This window comes from Pandoraea cepalis (assembly GCF_902459665.1).
Classification (GTDB): Bacteria; Pseudomonadota; Gammaproteobacteria; order Burkholderiales; family Burkholderiaceae; genus Pandoraea; species Pandoraea cepalis.
Genome location: NZ_CABPSL010000001.1, coordinates 174,658 through 193,956 on the forward strand (window position 1 = coordinate 174,658; position 19,299 = coordinate 193,956).

18 protein-coding genes and 1 tRNA gene are annotated in these 19,299 nt (G+C 64.2%); 14 read left to right on the forward strand and 5 right to left on the reverse strand.

What is annotated here, in order from left to right; translation table 11 throughout:
* The first annotated feature begins 22 nt into the window (after positions 1-22).
* The 6 genes from PCE31106_RS00740 to PCE31106_RS00765 all read left to right on the forward strand — a co-directional run bounded on the left by PCE31106_RS00740 (position 23) and on the right by PCE31106_RS00765 (position 4,072).
* A tRNA-Phe gene (locus PCE31106_RS00740) sits at positions 23-98 on the forward strand.
* Positions 99-308: 210 nt separating this feature from the next.
* Complete coding sequence (gene queC / locus PCE31106_RS00745) at positions 309-1,046, forward strand: 7-cyano-7-deazaguanine synthase QueC (protein WP_017231981.1); 738 nt, start codon at positions 309-311, stop codon at positions 1,044-1,046.
* A 22-nt stretch (positions 1,047-1,068) separates the two neighbouring features.
* Complete coding sequence (queE, locus tag PCE31106_RS00750) at positions 1,069-1,704, forward strand: 7-carboxy-7-deazaguanine synthase (protein ID WP_017231980.1); 636 nt, start codon at positions 1,069-1,071, stop codon at positions 1,702-1,704.
* A 12-nt stretch (positions 1,705-1,716) separates the two neighbouring features.
* Positions 1,717-2,157 carry a 6-carboxytetrahydropterin synthase QueD gene (gene queD, locus PCE31106_RS00755; RefSeq protein ID WP_425494863.1) on the forward strand — a complete coding sequence of 147 codons (441 nt, stop codon included), beginning with the start codon at positions 1,717-1,719 and terminating at the stop codon, positions 2,155-2,157.
* 608 nt (positions 2,158-2,765) lie between these two features.
* Complete coding sequence (locus PCE31106_RS00760; RefSeq protein ID WP_017231977.1) at positions 2,766-3,188, forward strand: DsrE family protein; 423 nt, start codon at positions 2,766-2,768, stop codon at positions 3,186-3,188.
* A 170-nt stretch (positions 3,189-3,358) separates the two neighbouring features.
* Complete coding sequence (locus tag PCE31106_RS00765) at positions 3,359-4,072, forward strand: tetratricopeptide repeat protein (protein ID WP_254440871.1); 714 nt, start codon at positions 3,359-3,361, stop codon at positions 4,070-4,072.
* Here the strand turns inward: PCE31106_RS00765 and rodA are convergent.
* The 5 genes from rodA to PCE31106_RS00790 form a co-directional block, all read right to left on the reverse strand.
* Positions 4,069-5,217, reverse strand: coding sequence for a rod shape-determining protein RodA (gene rodA / locus PCE31106_RS00770; protein WP_150562504.1), 1,149 nt, complete (start codon positions 5,215-5,217; stop codon positions 4,069-4,071). The two genes, PCE31106_RS00765 and rodA, sit on opposite strands and share 4 nt — an antisense overlap.
* Positions 5,217-7,430 (reverse strand): penicillin-binding protein 2, encoded by a 2,214-nt coding sequence (mrdA, locus tag PCE31106_RS00775; RefSeq protein ID WP_150562068.1) that lies wholly within the window; start codon positions 7,428-7,430, stop codon positions 5,217-5,219. Before mrdA ends, rodA begins: the two co-directional genes overlap by 1 nt.
* 43 nt (positions 7,431-7,473) lie before the next feature.
* Positions 7,474-7,986, reverse strand: a complete 513-nt coding sequence (gene mreD / locus PCE31106_RS00780) for a rod shape-determining protein MreD (protein ID WP_017231543.1) — start codon at positions 7,984-7,986, stop codon at positions 7,474-7,476.
* Between the two features lie 9 nt (positions 7,987-7,995).
* On the reverse strand, positions 7,996-8,964 hold the full coding sequence (mreC, locus tag PCE31106_RS00785) for a rod shape-determining protein MreC (RefSeq protein WP_017231544.1): 969 nt from the start codon (positions 8,962-8,964) through the stop codon (positions 7,996-7,998).
* 184 nt (positions 8,965-9,148) lie between these two features.
* Positions 9,149-10,192, reverse strand: a complete 1,044-nt coding sequence (locus PCE31106_RS00790; RefSeq protein ID WP_010805637.1) for a rod shape-determining protein — start codon at positions 10,190-10,192, stop codon at positions 9,149-9,151.
* A gap of 550 nt (positions 10,193-10,742) precedes the next feature.
* Between PCE31106_RS00790 and gatC the strand changes: the two genes are divergently transcribed.
* The 8 genes from gatC (at position 10,743) to PCE31106_RS00830 (ending at position 19,298) form a co-directional block, all read left to right on the forward strand.
* Entirely contained in the window at positions 10,743-11,042 is a 300-nt protein-coding gene (gatC, locus tag PCE31106_RS00795) for an Asp-tRNA(Asn)/Glu-tRNA(Gln) amidotransferase subunit GatC (RefSeq protein WP_150562069.1), read from the forward strand.
* Between the two features lie 122 nt (positions 11,043-11,164).
* Positions 11,165-12,655 carry an Asp-tRNA(Asn)/Glu-tRNA(Gln) amidotransferase subunit GatA gene (gatA, locus tag PCE31106_RS00800; RefSeq protein ID WP_150562070.1) on the forward strand — a complete coding sequence of 497 codons (1,491 nt, stop codon included), beginning with the start codon at positions 11,165-11,167 and terminating at the stop codon, positions 12,653-12,655.
* Between the two features lie 2 nt (positions 12,656-12,657).
* Complete coding sequence (locus PCE31106_RS00805; protein ID WP_150562071.1) at positions 12,658-13,149, forward strand: hypothetical protein; 492 nt, start codon at positions 12,658-12,660, stop codon at positions 13,147-13,149.
* A 127-nt stretch (positions 13,150-13,276) separates the two neighbouring features.
* Complete coding sequence (gene gatB, locus PCE31106_RS00810; protein WP_017235142.1) at positions 13,277-14,749, forward strand: Asp-tRNA(Asn)/Glu-tRNA(Gln) amidotransferase subunit GatB; 1,473 nt, start codon at positions 13,277-13,279, stop codon at positions 14,747-14,749.
* A gap of 124 nt (positions 14,750-14,873) precedes the next feature.
* On the forward strand, positions 14,874-15,680 hold the full coding sequence (locus PCE31106_RS00815; RefSeq protein WP_150562072.1) for a polyphosphate kinase 2 family protein: 807 nt from the start codon (positions 14,874-14,876) through the stop codon (positions 15,678-15,680).
* 539 nt (positions 15,681-16,219) lie between these two features.
* The gene (locus PCE31106_RS24135) at positions 16,220-16,819 is read left to right on the forward strand and encodes a type 4 pilus major pilin (RefSeq protein WP_302476041.1); all 600 of its coding nucleotides are present in this window, start codon (positions 16,220-16,222) and stop codon (positions 16,817-16,819) included.
* Positions 16,820-16,874: 55 nt separating this feature from the next.
* Entirely contained in the window at positions 16,875-17,453 is a 579-nt protein-coding gene (locus tag PCE31106_RS00825; RefSeq protein WP_150562074.1) for a toxin co-regulated pilus biosynthesis Q family protein, read from the forward strand.
* 51 nt (positions 17,454-17,504) lie between these two features.
* On the forward strand, positions 17,505-19,298 hold the full coding sequence (locus tag PCE31106_RS00830; protein ID WP_150562075.1) for a secretin GspD/PilQ domain-containing protein: 1,794 nt from the start codon (positions 17,505-17,507) through the stop codon (positions 19,296-19,298).
* Position 19,299: the final 1 nt, after the last annotated feature.

The following is a 19,299-nucleotide window of genomic DNA, read 5'->3' on the forward strand; positions in this document are numbered from 1 at the left end:
GTCTCTATAATCGCTTTCTCTTGGCCCGGTAGCTCAGTTGGTAGAGCAGCGGATTGAAAATCCGCGTGTCGTTGGTTCGATTCCGACCCAGGCCACCAAATTCGAAGGGCTTGCGTACATCGCAAGCCCTTTTTGCGTTTGAACGAAAACGCTGCCCGATGATGGGTATCACGCCCTGACGATAGCCATGCCGGGCGTCGCGGTTCACAATCGCGTGACCTATCCCGCACGCGGGCTGCCCGAGGGGCGGCCGCAAGCGCGTGCCCCGGCCCCCGTCGCCCTGACGGCGAGGGCGATACTGCTAGCGCATGATCATGACGACAAGCACTGATTCCGCTCTGGTCCTGTTCTCCGGTGGACAGGATTCGACCACCTGCCTCGCGTGGGCACTGTCGCGCTATGCGCGCGTCGAAACGCTGGGCTTCGATTACGGCCAGCGCCACCGGGTGGAACTGGAATGCCGCACCGACGTGCTGGCCAAGCTGCGCGCGCGGTTTGCGCAGTGGGCGCCGCGCCTCGGCGACGATCACATGATCGACCTGTCGATCCTGGGCCAGATCAGCGAGACGTCGCTGACGCGCGAGACCACGATCGCAATGGCGGCAAACCATCTGCCGAACACCTTCGTGCCGGGCCGGAATCTGCTGTTCCTGACGATTGGTGCGACCATTGCGTATCGACGCGGTTTGCGCGTGCTGGTCGGCGGCATGTGCGAGACGGATTTTTCGGGCTACCCCGATTGCCGCGACGACACCATGAAGGCGCTGCAGGTCGCGCTCAATCTGGGCATGGACCAACGTTTTATCGTCGAGACGCCGCTGATGTGGATCGACAAGGCCGACACGTGGCAGATGGCGCAGGATCTGGGCGGCGACGCGCTGGTCGAGACCGTGCGCGAAGACACGCACACGTGCTATCTGGGCGAGCGCAGCGTGCTGCATGCGTGGGGTTACGGATGCGGCGAATGTCCGGCCTGCCAGTTGCGCCAGCGCGGTTTCGAGCAGTGGCGCGCGCGCGGTCACGATCACGATCGCAGCGCGGTCTGATCCCGGGAGAATCGAGGGCAACATGACGTACGCGGTAAAGGAAATCTTCTACACCTTGCAGGGCGAGGGCGCCAACGCCGGACGTCCGGCGGTGTTCTGCCGGTTTGCAGGATGCAACCTGTGGACCGGCCGCGAAGAGGACCGCGCGGACGCCGTCTGCCAGTTCTGCGACACCGACTTCATCGGCACCGACGGCGAGAATGGCGGCAAGTACCGTACGCCGGCCGATCTCGTCGCGCAAATCGTGGCGTTGTGGCCGGCGGGCGAGCGCGCCCACCGGTTCGTCGTGTGCACGGGCGGTGAGCCGCTGCTGCAGCTCGACGCGCCGCTCATCGACGCGCTGCACGCCGAGGGCTTTCGCATCGCGGTGGAGACCAACGGCACGCAAGCGATCCCCGAGGGGATCGACTGGGTGTGCGTGAGCCCGAAGGCCGATGCCGAGCTGATCGTCACGCGCGGCGATGAGCTGAAAGTTGTGGTGCCGCAAGATCGCCAACGTCTGGCTGAGTACGAAGCGCTCGATTTCCAGTACTTCTACCTCCAGCCGATGGACGGACCGCTGCGCGACACCAATACGAAGTTGGCGATCGACTATTGCAAAGCGCATCCGCGCTGGTCGTTGTCGATGCAGACGCACAAATACCTGAATATTCCCTGAGCCGTTGCCGTGATTACGATTACCCGGAAACTCGAATTCGATGCGGGCCACCGCATTCCCGACCACCGAAGCCAGTGCCGCAACCTGCACGGGCATCGCTATGTGCTCGAGATCACGCTCGCGGGCGAAGTGAGCCGCGAGAGCGGGGCCTCCGACAATGGCATGGTGATGGACTTCGCCGACGTGAAGGCGCTGGCCAATGAGCATCTCGTGTCGGTGTGGGACCACGCGTTCCTCGTTTATGAGGGCGACACGGCCGTGCGCAATTTTCTCGAGACGATGCCCGACCACAAGACGGTGGTCTTCGACCGGGTGCCGACCGTCGAGAATCTGGCGGCGGCTGCCTTCGACACGCTGAGCCACGTATTTGACGCGCATTACGGCCGCGACTTGCGCCTGGTGCGCCTGCGTTTGTACGAGACGCCGAACTGCTGGTCGGAAGTCACGGCGTAATACGCTTCGACGCTTGCGCGATCTTCGTTGATGCTGCGTCCTACCGTCGCTGGGATGACGCCCACGCCGCCACGAATTCGACACTCCCGCCGGCGAATTCGACGGCGGCCAGTGGCCACCTGACCGAAAGTGCCAACCCGCCAGATCTTGAGTCTGGCGGGTTTTTTCATTTCAGGAGTTGGCATGACTAGAATTTCAGCGGGCAGCGACGTGATTGCGCAGAACGTGGAGTCCTTGGTACAGCTTGTCGCCATGCGGCGGCGAGATTCACACGGCAATCTGCATTCCCTGGATCAGGTGGCGAATCGACCGGTGGCTGCCGTGCTCCCACAGCGGCAGCCAAGCGCAGCGCCGCTCGATCATGGCGAATTCCGCGCAGATTTTGTGAGTTCGGGACCCGCAGGCCCTGCGCGGTTGCCCGTTCCGGCGCGAGAGGAGCGAGTGGTCTGTTCCGATGCCGCGACGCAGACCGACGTGGGGTGGGAGGGGCCGCCGCCGTATTCGGTGCGGGATGTGACGCCCGGCGCGTCGGGCCGGAGCGATGCCCTAGGGCGGGCCAACGCGCTATGATGCGGCTGACACCACGTAACCAATAGGAGACTCCGCAAATGAAGACGCTGCTGCGCGGCTTGCTGGCCGCATTCCTGTTCGCGGCATTCGCCGTGCCTGCCACACCGGCATTCGCGCGCGACAAGGTCGTGTATCACATCAACGACGCCGAGCAACAGGCGCTGGCCGCTTTGCGCAACGTTCGCAACCAGCTCGACACGGTGCCGGATACCGACATCGTGGTCGTCGCGCACGCGAAGGGGGTCGACTTCCTGATGGAAAGCTACAAGGATGCCGCGACCGTCGGGCCGCTGATCGCGGCGTTGCATGCGCGTGGCGTCAAGTTCGAGGTGTGTGAAATCACGATGAAGCAGCGCAACCTGAAGAAGGACCAGTTTGTGCTCGACGCGGACTTCACGCCGTCCGGTGTCGTCGAACTCACGCGCTTGCAGCAGAAGGGTTACGCGTACATCAAGCCGTAAGTCGGACGTCTTGTCGCCCATCCAAGCCCTGGCCCTACGCCGGGGCTTTCACATTGGTCGACGCGATCTCGATCGTCAACACGACGGCGAAACCGGCGCCGGCATTCGCCCCGGCGCATCTTGTCCATTTGGCGCACAATACGTCCAAAGCCTGTCTCGGGAGGTTCGCGATGTCGACGTCTTACGCCATGCGCCGGCTGCTCACCGGTCTCGCCGCCACGTTGGTGGGGGCGGCCTGCCAGCCGATTCCTTATGCAGTAGCCGCCGCGCAAGCCCCGGCCCAGGGGCTGACCGATCAGGCCGTGCAGCACTATGAGGCGGGCCAGCAGTCGCAGGCACTCGGTGAGTTTCGCCGGGCGGCCGAGCAGGGCAATCGTCTCGCCCAGTTTGACTACGCCATGATGCTGCTCAACGGCGAGGGCGGCACGCCCGATCCGAGCGGCGCCGTGCAGTGGCTCGAGCGCGCGGCGAACGCAGGCATGACCCAGGCGCAGTACGTCTACGGCAAGATGTTCGACGACGGCTACGTCGTCGGAAAATCGATTCCCCAGGCCAATCTCTGGTACGAAAAGGCGGCGAAGCAGGGCCATGTGCAGGCGCAGGCGGCCATCGCCAACGAATATTTCATCGGGCGCGGCGTGCCCAAGGATTACAAGACAGCGTTTGGTTGGTACGAGAAAGCCGCGCGCGGTGGCGATCTGCCGTCGCAGTACATCGTGGCGAGCTACTACGAGCGGGGCTATGGCGTCGTGACGCCGGATCTCGGACGTGCGCGTCTATGGTACGAAAAGGCCGCCGCCCAGGGCGACGTGGCCGCCCAAGGCAAGCTCGATGCGATGAATCGGGGGCCCGCGCCCACCCTGTCCCCTGCGCCGGGCCGTTAGCTTTGCATCAGGCGCTTCTCGCGCGCCACGCTCATCAGAATGCCGATCCCCAGGCCGAGCGTGACCAGCGCGGTGCCGCCGTAGCTCATGAACGGAAGCGGAACGCCGACCACCGGCAGAATGCCGCTCACCATGCCCATGTTCACGAAGGCGTAGGTGAAGAAGATCATCGTGACGGACCCCGCCAACAGGCGCCCGAACAAGGTGGCGCCGGAGGCCGCGATCACCAGCCCGCGCGCGACCAGCAGCAGATACAGCACCAGCAGAACGGCTTCGCCGATCAGCCCGAACTCTTCGGCGAACACCGCGAAAATAAAGTCGGTGTGCTTCTCGGGAATGAACTCGAGGTGGGCCTGCGTTCCCTTGAGCCAGCCCTTGCCGGTTGTGCCACCCGAGCCGATGGCAATGACCGACTGGATCGTGTGGAAGCCCTTGCCGAGCGGATCCGACGTTGGGTCCAGCAGCGTGCACACACGGTGCTTCTGGTAGTCGTGCAGGAAGTACCATTCGACCGCCGGCTGACAGATCTTGTCCTGCACGGCCAGAACGGTGCCAATGCCGATCACGACAGCGACGAGTACCGGCAGAATGAGCTTCCACGACAGCCCGGCCAGATAAATCACGTAAAGTCCGGCGGCGGCCACCAGCAGGCCGGTGCCGAGGTCAGGCTGCTTGGCGATCAGCCCCACGGGCAAGCCGAGCAACACCATGGCGACCAGGTAGTCGAACCAGCGAATATTGCCTTCGCGCTTCTGGAAGTACCACGCCAGCATCAGCGGCATGGCGATCTTCATGATCTCGGACGGCTGGATCACCATTCCCACATTCAGCCAGCGCTTCGCCCCTTTCTTCGTCAGCCCGAACATCGCGACCGCAATGAGCAGTGCTACACCGGCGGTATAGAGCGGCACCGCGAACTTCATCAGTGTCTGCGTGGGCAGCATCGCCAGCAGCCACATCAGAATGAACGTCAGCACGATGTTGCGCACCTGGTCTTCGACGCGCCCGGGCACATCGATGCTGGCGCTATAGAGCGTGACCAGTCCCACGCACAACAGCAGGAAGACGATCAGCGCCAGGGGCCTGTCGAAACCGACGAACAGGCGTTTCACCTGCTGCTTCCACGTATGTTTGTCGAGCGCCATCATGGCGTTCCTCCTTGCGCGCGAATAGCCGCGCGATGGCGAGCTTCGTCGGCGACGGTCGGACTCACGGCCGGCTGACGATGCGGCGCCGGGGCGGGCTTCGGTGCACCGGCAGCGGAAGCCTTGCCGTCGGCGGTACCCGATACGCTCGCCGTCGCGTTGGATGCGACCGGGGCGACGCGTGCCACGGTCGTGCGCCCGCTCAGTTCGGCAGCGCTGGCGGGGGCGGCATCGGGTGTGGCGGACACGGCCGAGACGCCCGATGCCGCCCCCGGAGCCGATGCGGCCGCTTGCAACGCCGCCGCTTCGGCGGCGCGCTCCTTCGGCTCGTCGATGAGGTAGTAGTCGAGCAGACGACGCGCGACCGGACCGGCTTGTGCGGCGCCCCATCCCGCGTTCTCGACGATCAGTGCGACGGCGATCTTCGGATCGTCGGCGGGGGCGAACGCGATGAACAGAGCGTGATCGCGTTTGAATTCGGGGATAGCGTTGTGGTTGTACTTCTCGTTCTTGCCGAGCGAGTAGACCTGCGCCGTGCCGGTCTTGCCACCGGCCTCGTACGGCGCGCCCGCGAATGCCTGACGGCCGGTGCCTTCCTTGATCACCCCGACCATCGCGCGTTTGACGAAATCGATGTTCGCCTGCTTGTAGGGCAGCCGTGCGCTTTCGTGCGGCACGGTGAGCTGGCGTGCGTGCGTGACGGGATCCTCGATGGCCTTCACGAGGTGAGGCTTCATCACCACGCCGTTGTTGGCCAGCGTGGCCGTCGCGTGCGCAAGTTGCAGGATCGTGAACGAGTTGTAGCCTTGCCCGATGCCCAGACTGACCGTCTCGCCGTCGTACCATTTCTGCTGCGCGGGCTTCTTGTACGCCTTGCGCTTCCATTCGGTCGACGGCAGAATGCCGCGCGCCTCGCCTTCGATGTCGATGCCCGTCAACTGACCGAAGCCGAGCGGCGCCATGAAGTCGTGAATCGCATTCACGCCCATATCGTGCGCGAGCATGTAGTAATACGTGTCGTTCGACACCACGATCGAACGGTACATGTCGATCCAGCCCTGGCCGTTGCGAACGTCGTTGCGGAACGTATGGTTCCCGAGGGTGAACGCGCCCGTGTCCTGGAAGCCCCAGCTCGTGGTGCGCTTGCCCAGTTCGAGCGCGGCGAGCGCCATGAACGGCTTGTACGTCGAGCCGATCGGATAGGTGCCGCGCAAGGGACGGTTGAGCAGCGGCCGGTCGGGCGAATTGTTCAGGGCGTCCCAGTTTTGCTGGTCGATCCCTTCGACGAACATGTTCGGATCGAAGCTCGGTGCCGAGACGAACGCCAGCACGTCGCCCGTCTTCGGCTCGATCGCCACGACGGCGCCGCGCCGCCCGGCGAACGCTTGCTCGGCCACTTGCTGGAGCTTGATGTCGAGTGACAGCACCAAATTGTCGCCGGGCGTGGCCGGGGTGCGCGAGATCGTGCGCACCGGGCGGCCACCCGCAGTGACTTCGATTTCCTCGAAACCAGTGATGCCATGGAGCTGCGTCTCGTAGCTCTGTTCGACGCCGATCTTGCCGATGTAATCGGTGCCCTTGTAGTTGTTGACGTCGCGGCGGATGTCGTACTTGGCGCTGTCGCTGTCGTTCTCTTCGCTCATCGCCTCGATCCGCTGGCGATCGCGCTGCGAGATCCGGCCGATGTAGCCGATCACGTGCGCGGCGGTCTCGCCCAGCGGGTACTGACGGAAGAGCCGCGCGTGCACATCCACGCCGGGAAAGCGGAAGCGCTGTGCGGTGAAGCGCGCGACTTCCTCGTCGGTCAGGCGTGTGCGGATCGGCAGGCTCTCGAAGCTCTTGCTGTCGTCCATGAGCTTCTTGAAGCGGGCGCGGTCGCGCGGCGTGATCTCGATCACGTCGGACAGATCGGTGATGAGATCTTCCAGCGGACGGCCGATCTTCGACGGCGTGATTTCCAGCGTGTAAGCGGAATAATTGCGCGCGAGCACCACGCCGTTGCGATCCATGATCACGCCCCGGTTGGGCACGATCGGCGCGAGCGATACGCGATTTTCGTCGGCTTGCAGCGCGTACTGGTTATGGCGGAAGACCTGCAGGTAGACGAAGCGTACGCCGAGCAGGCCAAAGCAGATCAGCACGAAAAATGCAGCCGCTGTGATCCGCAGATGAAACGTCTGCAGTTGTTGCTGGGGATTCTTGAACTCGGTCATGCAAGCAGGGCTCGGTGGCGCGATCGGGTGGGGACGGGGCCCATCAGATCGGACGCGTGTCGTCGCGGTCGACGGCGCGCTTCTGCGGCGCCAGCAACAGAATACTGATCACCGGCCAGAGCAGGGCTTCGACAAACCCCGCCGCGAGCGGCCACCAGCCCGGAAACGCCGCACCGGTCGCCAGACGAATGATGAATGGCACCACGTGCGCGAGCAGCAGCAACGGCAGCACCGTCAGCGCCTGGCCAAGCAGCGTAAAAAACAGGACACGGCGGTGAATCATGATCGCGCCGTAGGACAGCAGCGTGTAAGCGAGCGCGTGCTCGCCCAGCAGGCCGGCGTTGTGCACGTCCATGAGCAGGCCGACGAGGAATGCCACGCCCATGCCCACCTTGCGCGGCTGGTGGATGTTCCAGAACATCAACACCAGCGCGACGAAGTCGGGCATGGCGGGGGCGTGGCCCCACGGCATCAGGTTGACCAGAAACGCCACCACGAGACTGATCGCGATGAAGTACGGATTGACCGGCAGCAGAATGTATTGCGGTCGTGGCATGTCGATTCCTCAATGACCCTTGCGGGCGGCCGGGGCGCGCTTCGGATCGGCGCGCGTGCCGCCCTTCTGGCCGGGCTTTTCGCCGCTTGCCGACGGATCGGACGCGCGCGCGAGATCGGCGGCGGCGTCCGGATGCAGGGCGAGCGGCGTGGTGTATTGCAGCACCAGCACCTGACGCTGGCTGCGCAGATTGGCCACCGGCTGACACAGAATGCGCGCGAACGCGGTGTCGGACACGCGGTCGACCTTGGTGATGCGGGCCACGGGCAGGCCGGCGGGGTAGATGCCGTCCAGGCCGCTCGTGGCGATTTCGTCGCCGACCTTGACGTCGGCCGACAGCGGAATGAAGCGCAGGTCCAGCACGTTGCCGCGCAGTCCGCCGTAGATCACGCTATGCACACCGCTGCGCGTGACTTGCACGGGTACGGCTTGCTCCTTGTCGGTGAGCAGCGTGACTTCGCTTTGCAGCAGGAAGACGCGCGAGACCTGACCGAGCAGACCCTGTTCCGTGACCACCGGGGCGCCGAGCTTCACGCCATGCTTCGTGCCGCGATCGATGACCACGCGCTGCGTGAACGGGTCGCGTGTGTCGTACTCGATCTCGGCGGGAATGCTCGGCACGGGCAGGCGCTCGCGCAAGGCGAGCATCTGGCGCAGATGTTCGTTCTCGGCGGTCAACTGGTTATTGCGTTGGGCCTGCACCGAGAGCTCGAGGTTTTGCGCGAGAAGCGCCCGGTTCTCGCCCGAGAGTTGCGATTCGGTCGAGAAGAAGCCCGCCACGCCGAGAATGGCGTCGCGCGGCAACAGCATCATGCGTTGCACCGGATACAGGGCGGTGCCGACTACGGCCCGAACCCGTTCCAGCGTGTTGTAGTGCGAGTCGACCACGAGCAGGCCGATGGCAAGCGCGACGAAACAGATCAGCCGGGCCAACGCCGACGGACCCTGTTTGAACAGTGGCGGCGGACTGTACTGCATGGTGGGCCCTTCAGGGGAGCACGCGCAGCGAGGCGCCGCGGTGCGCGAATGGTGTCAGTCGGGTGCGACGGCGCGGCATGACGACAAGCTCCGTGCGCGTGGTCTTGCTGCGTGGCCAGTCGTGTCGGGCGAGGGGGGGAACGGATGGCCCCACCGCGCCGGACGACGAACCACGCACGTTAGCTTACTCGTAAGAGAAAATGCTGCCGAGCTTGTCCATGCGCTCGAGCGCCATGCCCGAGCCACGCACCACGCAGGTAAGCGGGTCTTCGGCGACCAGCACCGGCAGGCCCGTTTCTTCGGCGAGCAGACGGTCGAGATCGCGCAGCAGCGCGCCGCCGCCCGTGAGCATCATGCCGCGCTCGGCGATGTCGGCACCCAGTTCCGGCGGCGTTTGTTCGAGGGCGATCTTCACCGACGACACGATCTGGTTGAGCGGATCGGTCAGCGCCTCAAGGATTTCGTTGCTCGAAATGGTGAAAGCGCGCGGAATCCCTTCCGACAGGTTGCGGCCCTTGACTTCCATTTCCTTGACTTCGGAACCCGGGAAGGCCGAGCCGATTTCCTTCTTGATCGCTTCGGCGGTCTGTTCGCCGATCAGCATGCCGTAGTTGCGGCGGATGTAGTTGACGATGGCTTCGTCGAACTTGTCGCCACCGACACGCACCGATCCCTTGTAGACGATACCGCCCAGCGAGATCACGCCCACCTCGGTCGTGCCGCCACCGATGTCGACGACCATCGAGCCCGTGGCTTCCGAGACCGGCAGGCCGGCACCGATGGCTGCGGCCATCGGCTCTTCGATCAGATACACCTGCGAGGCGCCCGCGCCGTGCGCGGCTTCCTTGATGGCGCGGCGCTCGACCTGGGTCGAGCCGCACGGCACGCAGATGATGATGCGCGGCGACGGCGAGAACAGGCGCGACTCGTGAGCCATCTTGATGAACTGCTTGATCATCTGCTCGGTCACGGTGAAGTCGGCGATCACGCCGTCCTTCATCGGGCGAATCGCCTCGATGTTGCCCGGCACCTTGCCAAGCATTTGCTTGGCTTCCTTGCCGACGGCTTGAATCGTCTTCTTGCCGCTCGGGCCGCCTTCCTGGCGAATGGCGACGACCGACGGTTCGTCGAGCACGACGCCCTTGCCGCGCATGTAGATGAGCGTGTTGGCGGTGCCCAGGTCAATGGCCAGGTCGTTGGAGAAATAGCTTCGAAGAAAACCGAACATGCAAAATCCTGTGTCTGCGTGAGGCCGTCCCAATGGATGTGACTGGGACGGCGGCCTGTCATCTGGGTTCCGGCCTGTTCGCAAAAAAATCGCCAGGCGCCACGCGGCGGCTCGCGAAACGTGCGGACAAACCGAGGAATGCGGTACCGGGCAGGAGGCGGGGCTGCCGTTATCCATCCGTCGCGTCAGGGTCTTCCAATGGACTGCGCGAACGTCTGTCGCGCCCCCCGGACTGGCCGTGGCCCACCTGCGCGACAGCGTCGAAGGGTGCAAAAACACGCTCCGACGCAAATTTAATGCGCAATGATACCTTATAATTTCGCAGGTTTTGCAGGAAAAACGAGCACGTTGACACCCCATTCGACGCCCCCGGTGCGCCCGCCGGGAGCCTTGTGGCACGGCGCGCCAGCCCTCCTGCGCGGCCCGGTGCACGGAGTAAAACGGCGGACGAGCCCAACGCCGTCCGCACATTCTCCGCATTCTGTCCCTAATATTGGCGTCAGGCATGCACCCGGCTGCTCTCCAATGCGCATTTTTTCGGGATTTCTTCATGACTTTGAATCTCTCAGACGTCAAACGCATCGCCCACCTCGCGCGTCTCGAGCTGGCCGATGACGAGGCCGCTCACATGGAAAAGGAGCTGAATGGCTTCTTCGCGCTCGTCGAGCAGATGCAGTCGGTCGACACGAAAGGTGTAGCCCCGCTGGCACATCCGATCGAGCAAATTCAGGCGGTCGCCCAGCGTCTGCGGACCGACGCGGTGACGGAGCAGGTCGATCGCGAAGCCAATCAGCGCCCCGCGCCCGCCGTGCAGGACGGCCTCTATCTGGTGCCGAAGGTCATCGAATGAGTCCGGCCCGTTGCGCGATGTATGAGTCCGGTGCGCCGGACGCTCGCGCAACGGATTGCCGCGCGCCCTCGGCGCCCCGCATGCCCTCATGCCTTCATGCGCTATAACGCACAGCAGCCACCATGGAACAAGATCTGATTCATTTGCAGGATTTGCGCGCTGCGCTCGACGCCAAGCGCGTCTCGAGCGTCGAGCTGACGCAGCACTACCTGGACCGCATTGCCGGGGCCGCCGATCTGAACGCATTCGTGCACGTCGACGCCGAGGCGAGCCTCGCGCAGGCGCGTGCCGCCGACGCGCGCATCGCCGCCGGAGAGGGCGCAAACCGGCCGTTGCTGGGCATTCCCGTTGCGCACAAGGACGTATTCGTCACGCGTGGCTGGCGCAGCACCGCTGGCTCGCGCATGCTCGAGAACTACGTCAGTCCGTATGACGCCGCCGTCGTCGAGCGTCTGGCGCATGCGGGCATGGTCACGCTGGGCAAGACCAATATGGACGAGTTCGCCATGGGCTCGTCGAACGAAAACTCGTATTACGGCCCGGTGAAGAACCCGTGGGACACGCGCGCCGTGCCCGGCGGCTCGTCGGGCGGGTCGGCTGCCGCGGTGGCCGCGCGTCTCGCGCCGGTCGCCACCGGGACCGACACCGGCGGCTCGATCCGTCAGCCGGCGGCGTTCTGCGGCGTGACCGGCATCAAGCCGACGTATGGCCGCGTGTCGCGTTACGGCATGATCGCGTTCGCTTCGTCGCTCGACCAGGGCGGCCCGTTCGGTCATAGCGCGGCGGATTGCGCGTGGATGCTCAACGGCATGGCGGGTTTCGACGAACGCGACTCGACCAGCCTGGAGCGCGCCGACGAAGACTTCGCGCGGGGTCTGGGCCGGCCGCTCGACGGCGCAACGGCCGACAAGCCGTTGGCCGGTCTGCGCATCGGCTTGCCGGCCGAGTACTTCGGTGAGGGCCTCGACGCCGACGTGCGCGAAGCGATCGACAACGCGTTGCGTGAGTTCGAGCGGCTCGGCGCCGTGCGCGTGCCGGTGTCGCTGCCGAAGACCGAACTGTCGATTCCCGTGTACTACGTGCTGGCACCGGCCGAAGCCTCGTCGAACCTGTCGCGTTTCGACGGCGTGCGTTACGGCCACCGCGCGGCCGAGTACCGCGATCTGCTCGACATGTACAAGAAGTCGCGCGCCGAAGGCTTCGGCACCGAAGTCAAGCGCCGCATTCTCGTGGGCGCGTACGTGCTCTCGCACGGCTACTACGATGCTTACTACCTGCAGGCACAGAAGATTCGCCGTTTGATCGCGCAGGACTTCCAGAATGCGTTCGCGCAGTGCGACGTCATCATGGGTCCGGTGGCGCCGTCGGTCGCGTGGAACCTCGGCGAGAAGAGCGCCGATCCGGTGCAGATGTATCTGGCCGACATTTACACGCTGTCGGTGAGCCTGGCCGGTTTGCCGGGGATGAGCCTGCCGGTCGGCGCGGGGCGCGATGCGCGTCCGGTCGGCCTGCAACTGATCGGCAACTACTTCGACGAAGCCCGCCTGCTGCAAGTGGCCGACGCGTTCCAGCGCGCGACCGACTGGCACAAACGCGCTCCGGCAGGCGTCTGATCGTGCGCCGCCAACGCTTGACGACGTCGCTCGCCCCGCACGCCGCGTGGGTATCGAAGGGGCTGGCGCTCGCCGGCATGGTGCTCACGCTCGCGTCGTGCAGCCTGCCGTTCGGGCGTCCTACGCCGATCGCCTACCGCGAGATCAATCTGTCGGGCTACTGCTCGCAGACGGACGAAGACGGTTTCCGCGAGCAGGCAACGCTCAAGGTGTCGGCCAATCAGGTGCAGTCGCTCGACTGGCGTCTGTGGGTCGGCCAGCGCGGGAGCTGCCACTTCAATCTGGCGGATTTCCACCAGACGCAGTGGCGTCCGAGCATCGAACTGCGGGCGAACAGCGGAAGCTGCAAACTGCTCATCTGGCAGGATCCGGGCAACGTGACCATCGGTCATGCCAATTGCGAGGCGTATTGCACGCCGGGCATTTACCAGAACGCCTGGCCGGTGAGTTTCGATCCGCGCTCTGGGATTTGCGCGGCGGATACTCGCCGGTAGACGCGAACCAGCGCCAGCCAGCATCGGCGAACAGGAACAGAGGCCGGAGCGTCACCGTCGCGGCGACGACCGGCGGCAAGGGCAGGGCGAACGCGCCATGCCGACAAGTTGAGACAGGGTGAACCTTATGCAATGGGAAGTCGTTATTGGTCTGGAGACGCACACACAGCTCTCCACCGCTTCCAAGATTTTCTCGGGCGCATCGACGCAGTTCGGCGCGGCCCCCAACACGCAGGCCTGCCCCGTGGATCTGGCGCTGCCGGGCGTGTTGCCGGTGCTCAATCGCGGGGCTGTCGAGCGCGCGATCGAATTCGGCCTGGCCATTGGGGCGACGATTGCGCCGCGCAGCATCTTCGCGCGCAAGAATTACTTCTACCCCGACCTGCCGAAGGGCTATCAGATCAGCCAGTATGAAATCCCGGTGGTGCAGGGGGGGTCGTTGAAGATCCAGGTCGAGGCGGATGCCCGCACCGGTCGCGAAGCCTATGAAAAAGTCGTGACGCTCACGCGTGCGCACCTTGAGGAAGACGCGGGCAAGTCGCTGCACGAAGACTTCGCCGGCATGACCGGGATCGACCTGAACCGCGCCGGCACGCCGCTGCTCGAAATTGTGACCGAGCCCGACATGCGCAGCGCGGCCGAGGCCGTGGCGTACGCGAAAGCGTTGCACGGACTCGTGGTGTGGCTCGGTATTTGCGATGGCAACATGCAGGAAGGCTCTTTCCGCTGCGACGCCAATGTCTCTGTGCGTCCGGTCGGTCAGCAGGCATTCGGCACGCGCGCCGAAATCAAGAACCTGAACTCGTTCCGCTTTCTCGAAGAGGCGATTCAGTACGAAGTGCGCCGTCAGATCGAGTTGATCGAAGACGGCGGCACGGTGGTGCAGGAAACGCGTCTGTACGATCCGGACAAGAAGGAAACGCGTTCGATGCGCAGCAAGGAAGACGCGCACGACTATCGCTACTTCCCGGATCCGGATCTGCTGCCGCTCGTGATCGATAACGCATGGATCGAGCGCGTGCGCGCCGGGTTGCCCGAGCTGCCCGCCGGCATGCAGGCGCGCTTCGTCGAGTCGTACGGCTTGTCCGACTACGACGCCGCTGTGCTCACCCAATCGAAAGCGCAAGCGTCATACTTCGAAGCCGTGGTCGCGAAGGCGGGCAAGGCGAGCGCCAAGCCGGCCGCGAACTGGATCATGGGCGAGCTGTCGTCCCTGCTGAACCGCGAAGACATCGGCATCGAGCAAAGCCCGGTCTCGAGCGCGCAGCTCGCGGGTCTGCTTGCTCGCATCGCCGACAACACGATCTCCAACAAGATCGCCAAGGAGGTCTTCCAGTTGATGTGGGAGGAGCGCGCCACCGATGAGGGCGCGGCGGATCGCCTCATCGAAGCGAAGGGGCTGAAGCAGATCACCGACACGGGCGCGATCGAGAAGATCATCGACGAGGTGCTGGCCGCCAACGCCAAGTCCGTCGAAGAGTTCCGCGCGGGCAAGGAGAAGGCATTCAACGCCTTGGTCGGCCAGGCGATGAAGGCCACCAAGGGCAAGGCCAATCCGGCCCAGGTCAACGAGTTGCTCAAGAAGAAGCTCGGGGCCTGACGCGGGAGAACCCGGCGCCAACGGGGACGAGAATCCCTTGGGCAAAAAGCGCGGTGGCCGGTTCGGCACCGCGCTTTTGTTTTTGCGAGATACTAGCCCGCAGGCCTGTCACGAGGAGTTGGCGATGTTCGAGAAATACCGCGTACCGCTCGGCAAGAAGCTCGACCTGTCGGATTACGATCCGGCCGATACGCCATTTACCGGCGAGAGCAAGGGCGACGACAAGGCGCGCATGGCCGAGCTGGCGCTCAAGCTCGACGAGTTGCAGACGCTTCTGCACGCCAACAGCCGGCAACGTGTCCTGCTCGTGTTGCAGGGCATGGACACCAGCGGCAAGGACAGCACCATTCGCGCGGTGTTCCAGAACGTCGATCCGCTCGGCATTCGCGTGGCGAATTTCAAGTCGCCCACGCCCACGGAACTGGCGCGCGACTTTCTGTGGCGTGTCCATAGCGTCGTGCCGGGGGCGGGCGAGTTGGTGATCTTCAATCGCAGCCATTACGAAGACGTGCTCATCACGCGCGTGCATGACTGGATCGACGCCGACGAGTGCAAGCGACGCTACACGCACATCAACAACTTCGAGCGTCTGCTGGCTGACAACCACACGCGCATCGTCAAGTGCTTCCTGTATATCTCGTCCGACGAGCAGCGCAAGCGCTTGCAGGAGCGCATCGACGATCCGAACAAGCACTGGAAGTTCGAACTGAACGATCTGAAGGAACGCAGCTTCTGGCCGCATTACACCAAGGCTTACGAGGCGGCGCTAGCGGCCACGTCGACGGAACACGCGCCGTGGTACGTCGTGCCGTCCGACTCGAAACGTCACCGCAACCTGATGGTGGCTGAGTTGCTGGCGCAGGCGCTGACCGATCTGAATCTGTCCTACCCGCCCGCACGACCGGAACTCGCGGGCATGAAGGTGGAATGACTGCGGTGCGCTGACGCGTCCGGCGTCGCGTTTTCGGCGGCGAGCGGCGCAAATCCGCTGTGCGTCCGGTCTTCCACGGCGCGTTGCGTCACCGTCCCGATCTGCGTACGCAGGCGCGCCACGCGCCTTGTGAAACCGCTGAATGATGACGTCGGCACGCGACGTTGGGAATACTCTTGCTGCGGTTGGGCCGATTCTGACGGCCACGACGACCCCTGACGCAACACTCGTTCGCGTCGATCCTTGCCCCTCCTTGCGCTGAACTTCCTCCAGGACGCTTGTTCGCCGTTTGGCGATAGACAGCGACTTATCGAAATTGGCACGCAGATGGGGGCTTTCCTGCCCCCCGGAATTGTCAATTTGCGAAAAATTCGGATAACACGCGATAACGCGGTGCCGGGTGTTCAGGCATAAATCGCCCCTGTCGCAGCGCACGGATGTCACCGCAAAGGCGCGCGGCTTTCCCAATCGATTTGCTCAGGAAGAGGGGTATGGACATGCAAGTGAACGAGGGCGCACTCGTGCAAATGAAAAACAAGATGAAGGGTCGGTGGATCAAGCGCGGCCAGCGCGGTGTGACGCTGGTCGAGTTGTCCGTCGCCGTCGCGGTCATGGGGCTGATCATGGCCGGGGCGATGGTGGGTGTGCCCAGGCTGATGAACTCCGTGCGCGTGAACCAGGAGATCAAGGACTGGCAGATGGCCGTGGTGTCGATTCAGAACGCCGTGCTTTCCGGGCAACTGACGGCCAAGACTAACCCGCAAGATATGGACAAGATGGGTTTGTTCGGCTCGATTACCCCGTCTCCGGCAGGTACAGCCGGTGAATATCTGAATCGCTTCGGCGGCACCCTGAAAATGACGCCGATCACGACCAAGATCAACGACGGGCCGAATTTCGGGGTGCAGGTGACGTCGGAGGATGTTCCCAGCGATCAATGTCAGAAGTTCATGACGACGCTGCACTCGAATTTCGCGACCGTCACCGTGAACGGGGCGAATCTCAAGAATTTGAAAAAGCCCTTCGAGATGAGCAACCTGGCGACCGCGTGCCAATCCTCGAATATGGGGGGAGAAGACTCGGCCCAGAAGAATGACCTGACCAAGGCGAAGCTCGAATTCACCATCAGCGGCTCCTGATCGGATGATCGAACCCAGTCCGGCATTTCGGCATTGAATTCGACGTGAGGAAACCATGCCTATCAAAAGCGTGCTGACCGCGGCTATCGCGACAACCGTCTGGTCGAGTACGGCGGTCGCTGTCGAGAAGTTTCGAGAGGCGCCTCGATCGCCCGATCTGCAGATCGCCTTCGCCAGTCATAAACCGTTGATGTCCGGCAGAGGGGCGGCGGTCTCGCCGCCACCATCGTTCGCGAGTGCGCTGGACACGGCACCGTCGAACGATGCACTGCCGGAGGGGGGCTTGACGTCCGCATTGCCCGCATTGCCCCTATCGGCCGTGTCGCCATCGCCGGCCGTCGCCGCGTCGGAGCCGCTTGCGCAGGTCGAAGTGCGCGAGCTTCTCGAACTGCTCATGTCGCCGGGCGACGGCCGCGTCTCTGTGGCGCTTGCGCGTTACCTGCAGGCGCACGGCTGGCAACTCGCCTGGGAGATCGATCGCGACTTCCCCATCGAGTATCCCGCCACCTTCACGGGCGACTTCCTGGGCATCGTCGAGCAGGTCGTGGTCTCGTTGCAGAACACCGATGCTCCCATTCGCGTGAAAGTCTACGAGGCCAACCGCGTGCTGCGCGTCGTTCACGCCACACAATAACAAGCGTTGCGCTCCCCCCCGGCGCAGCCTTCATCACGGAAGCGGTAATCCATGAGTAAGCGACTTGGCGTGTTGTGCGCCACTACGTTCCTGACGGCGTGCGGCACGCCCGGCATGCTCTCCAAGACCGACGCCAACGTTTCGCAGGTGCAGACGAACGCGCAATCGGCGTTCGACACGCATGCGGCGGTTCCGATTCGCGCCATCGAGCACGTTGAGGGGGCGTGGCTGGCGAAGCGTTCCGTCCCGATCAACGCCTCGATAGCGTTGCCGGACTTCTTCAAGCGCAACGTGCGCTTCGCGACTGGCGCGCCATTGCCGATGTCGGTCGTGCTGGCCCAGGTGGCACGCGGCAACGGCTTGACCATCCGCCTGGCCTCGGACGTGTCGTGCGCCGCGGGTGGCGGCAGCGGCGCGGGTAGCGGCGGGGGCGGCCCGCGCGCCGCGAATCGTGGCGGCAATGGCGGCAGCCCGGCAAATCTCTTCCAGCTCAATTGCGCCGCCACGGGCGAGCCGACCGTGCCGCTGCAATATACCGGCACGCTGTCGGGGCTGTTGGACACCATTGCGTTTCGAACGGGAACGCACTGGACCTACCGTGACGGCGTCGTTCATTTCGCTCGGTATGTCACGCGCACTTTCCAGATCAAGATGATGCCAGGCAGTTCGTCGTATCGGGCGTCGGTGGGCAAGGCGTCGCAAATGCAGGCCAGTCGAGGCGCCTCGGGCGCTGGCGGGGCGGGCGGCTCGGCGGGCGGCGTCGATCTGAGCTTCAACGCCGACGCCAACGTGAGCGTGGAGTCCGAACTCGATTACTGGTCGGATCTCGTCAAGACGGTGAGCGACATGCTCTCCGAGGGCGGACGTGTCACGCCGTCCGTCGTGACGAGTTCGCTGGTCGTGAGCGACTCGGCTGACGTCATTGAGCGGGTGGCGAGCTATATCGACGCGGAGAACGCGGTGCTCGGCCGTCAGGTCAAGTTGCGCGTGCGGGTGTACTCGGTCTCGCTCGAGGAGAATTCGGCCACGGGCGTCGACTGGGATCTGGTGTATCAGGCGGCGAGCGGCATCACGCTTGGCCTGGCGGGCCCCGCAGCCGGCGGTTCGCTCATGTCGCGCAAAGGTGGGATGCAGCTCAGAACGATCGATACCGGCCGTTTCAAGGGGTCCAACGCCTTTATTCGCGCGCTCAGCCAGCAGGGGCGCGTGAGTACGGTGATCGACACCACGGTCGTCACGCTGAACAATCAGCCGGCGCCGGTCGCCGTCACTCAGAATCAGGGCTTCGTCGCGCAAACGAAGATGACGCCCGGCAACTACGGCGGACAAGCCGTTGTGACCGCGGAACAGTCGGTGCTGACCACGGGTTTCGTGATGAATCTGCTGCCCACGCTCATGGACAACCGAAGCGTGATGCTGCAGGTGCAGATCGACATGTCCGACCTCAGGAAGCTCGACAAGATCAATCTGCGCACGGGCAAGGAAACGCCGAGCGGCAGCAACGCGGGCGCCGGAGAGGGCTCGGGCACGGACGTGAGCGCGAAAATCGGAACCGATGGCGTGCAGGTGGGCATTGGCGGCCAGGGCGAGAGCGGTCGCGGGAGCGGCGACGACGGTCTCGGCGTGGGCACCTTTATGCAGTTGCCGATCACGGCGTCGATCCAGACCATGCAGCGGGCATCGCTCAAGTCGGGCGATACGCTGGTGCTCAGCGGCTTCCGCCGCAAGGACGATTCGACCGATCGCGACGGCATCTTCAATTACGAAGGCGGCACGAAGGAGGCGCGTCAGCAGGTCAAGGAAGTCGTCATCCTGATTTCGCCGGAACTGACCGAGGGCGTGTGAC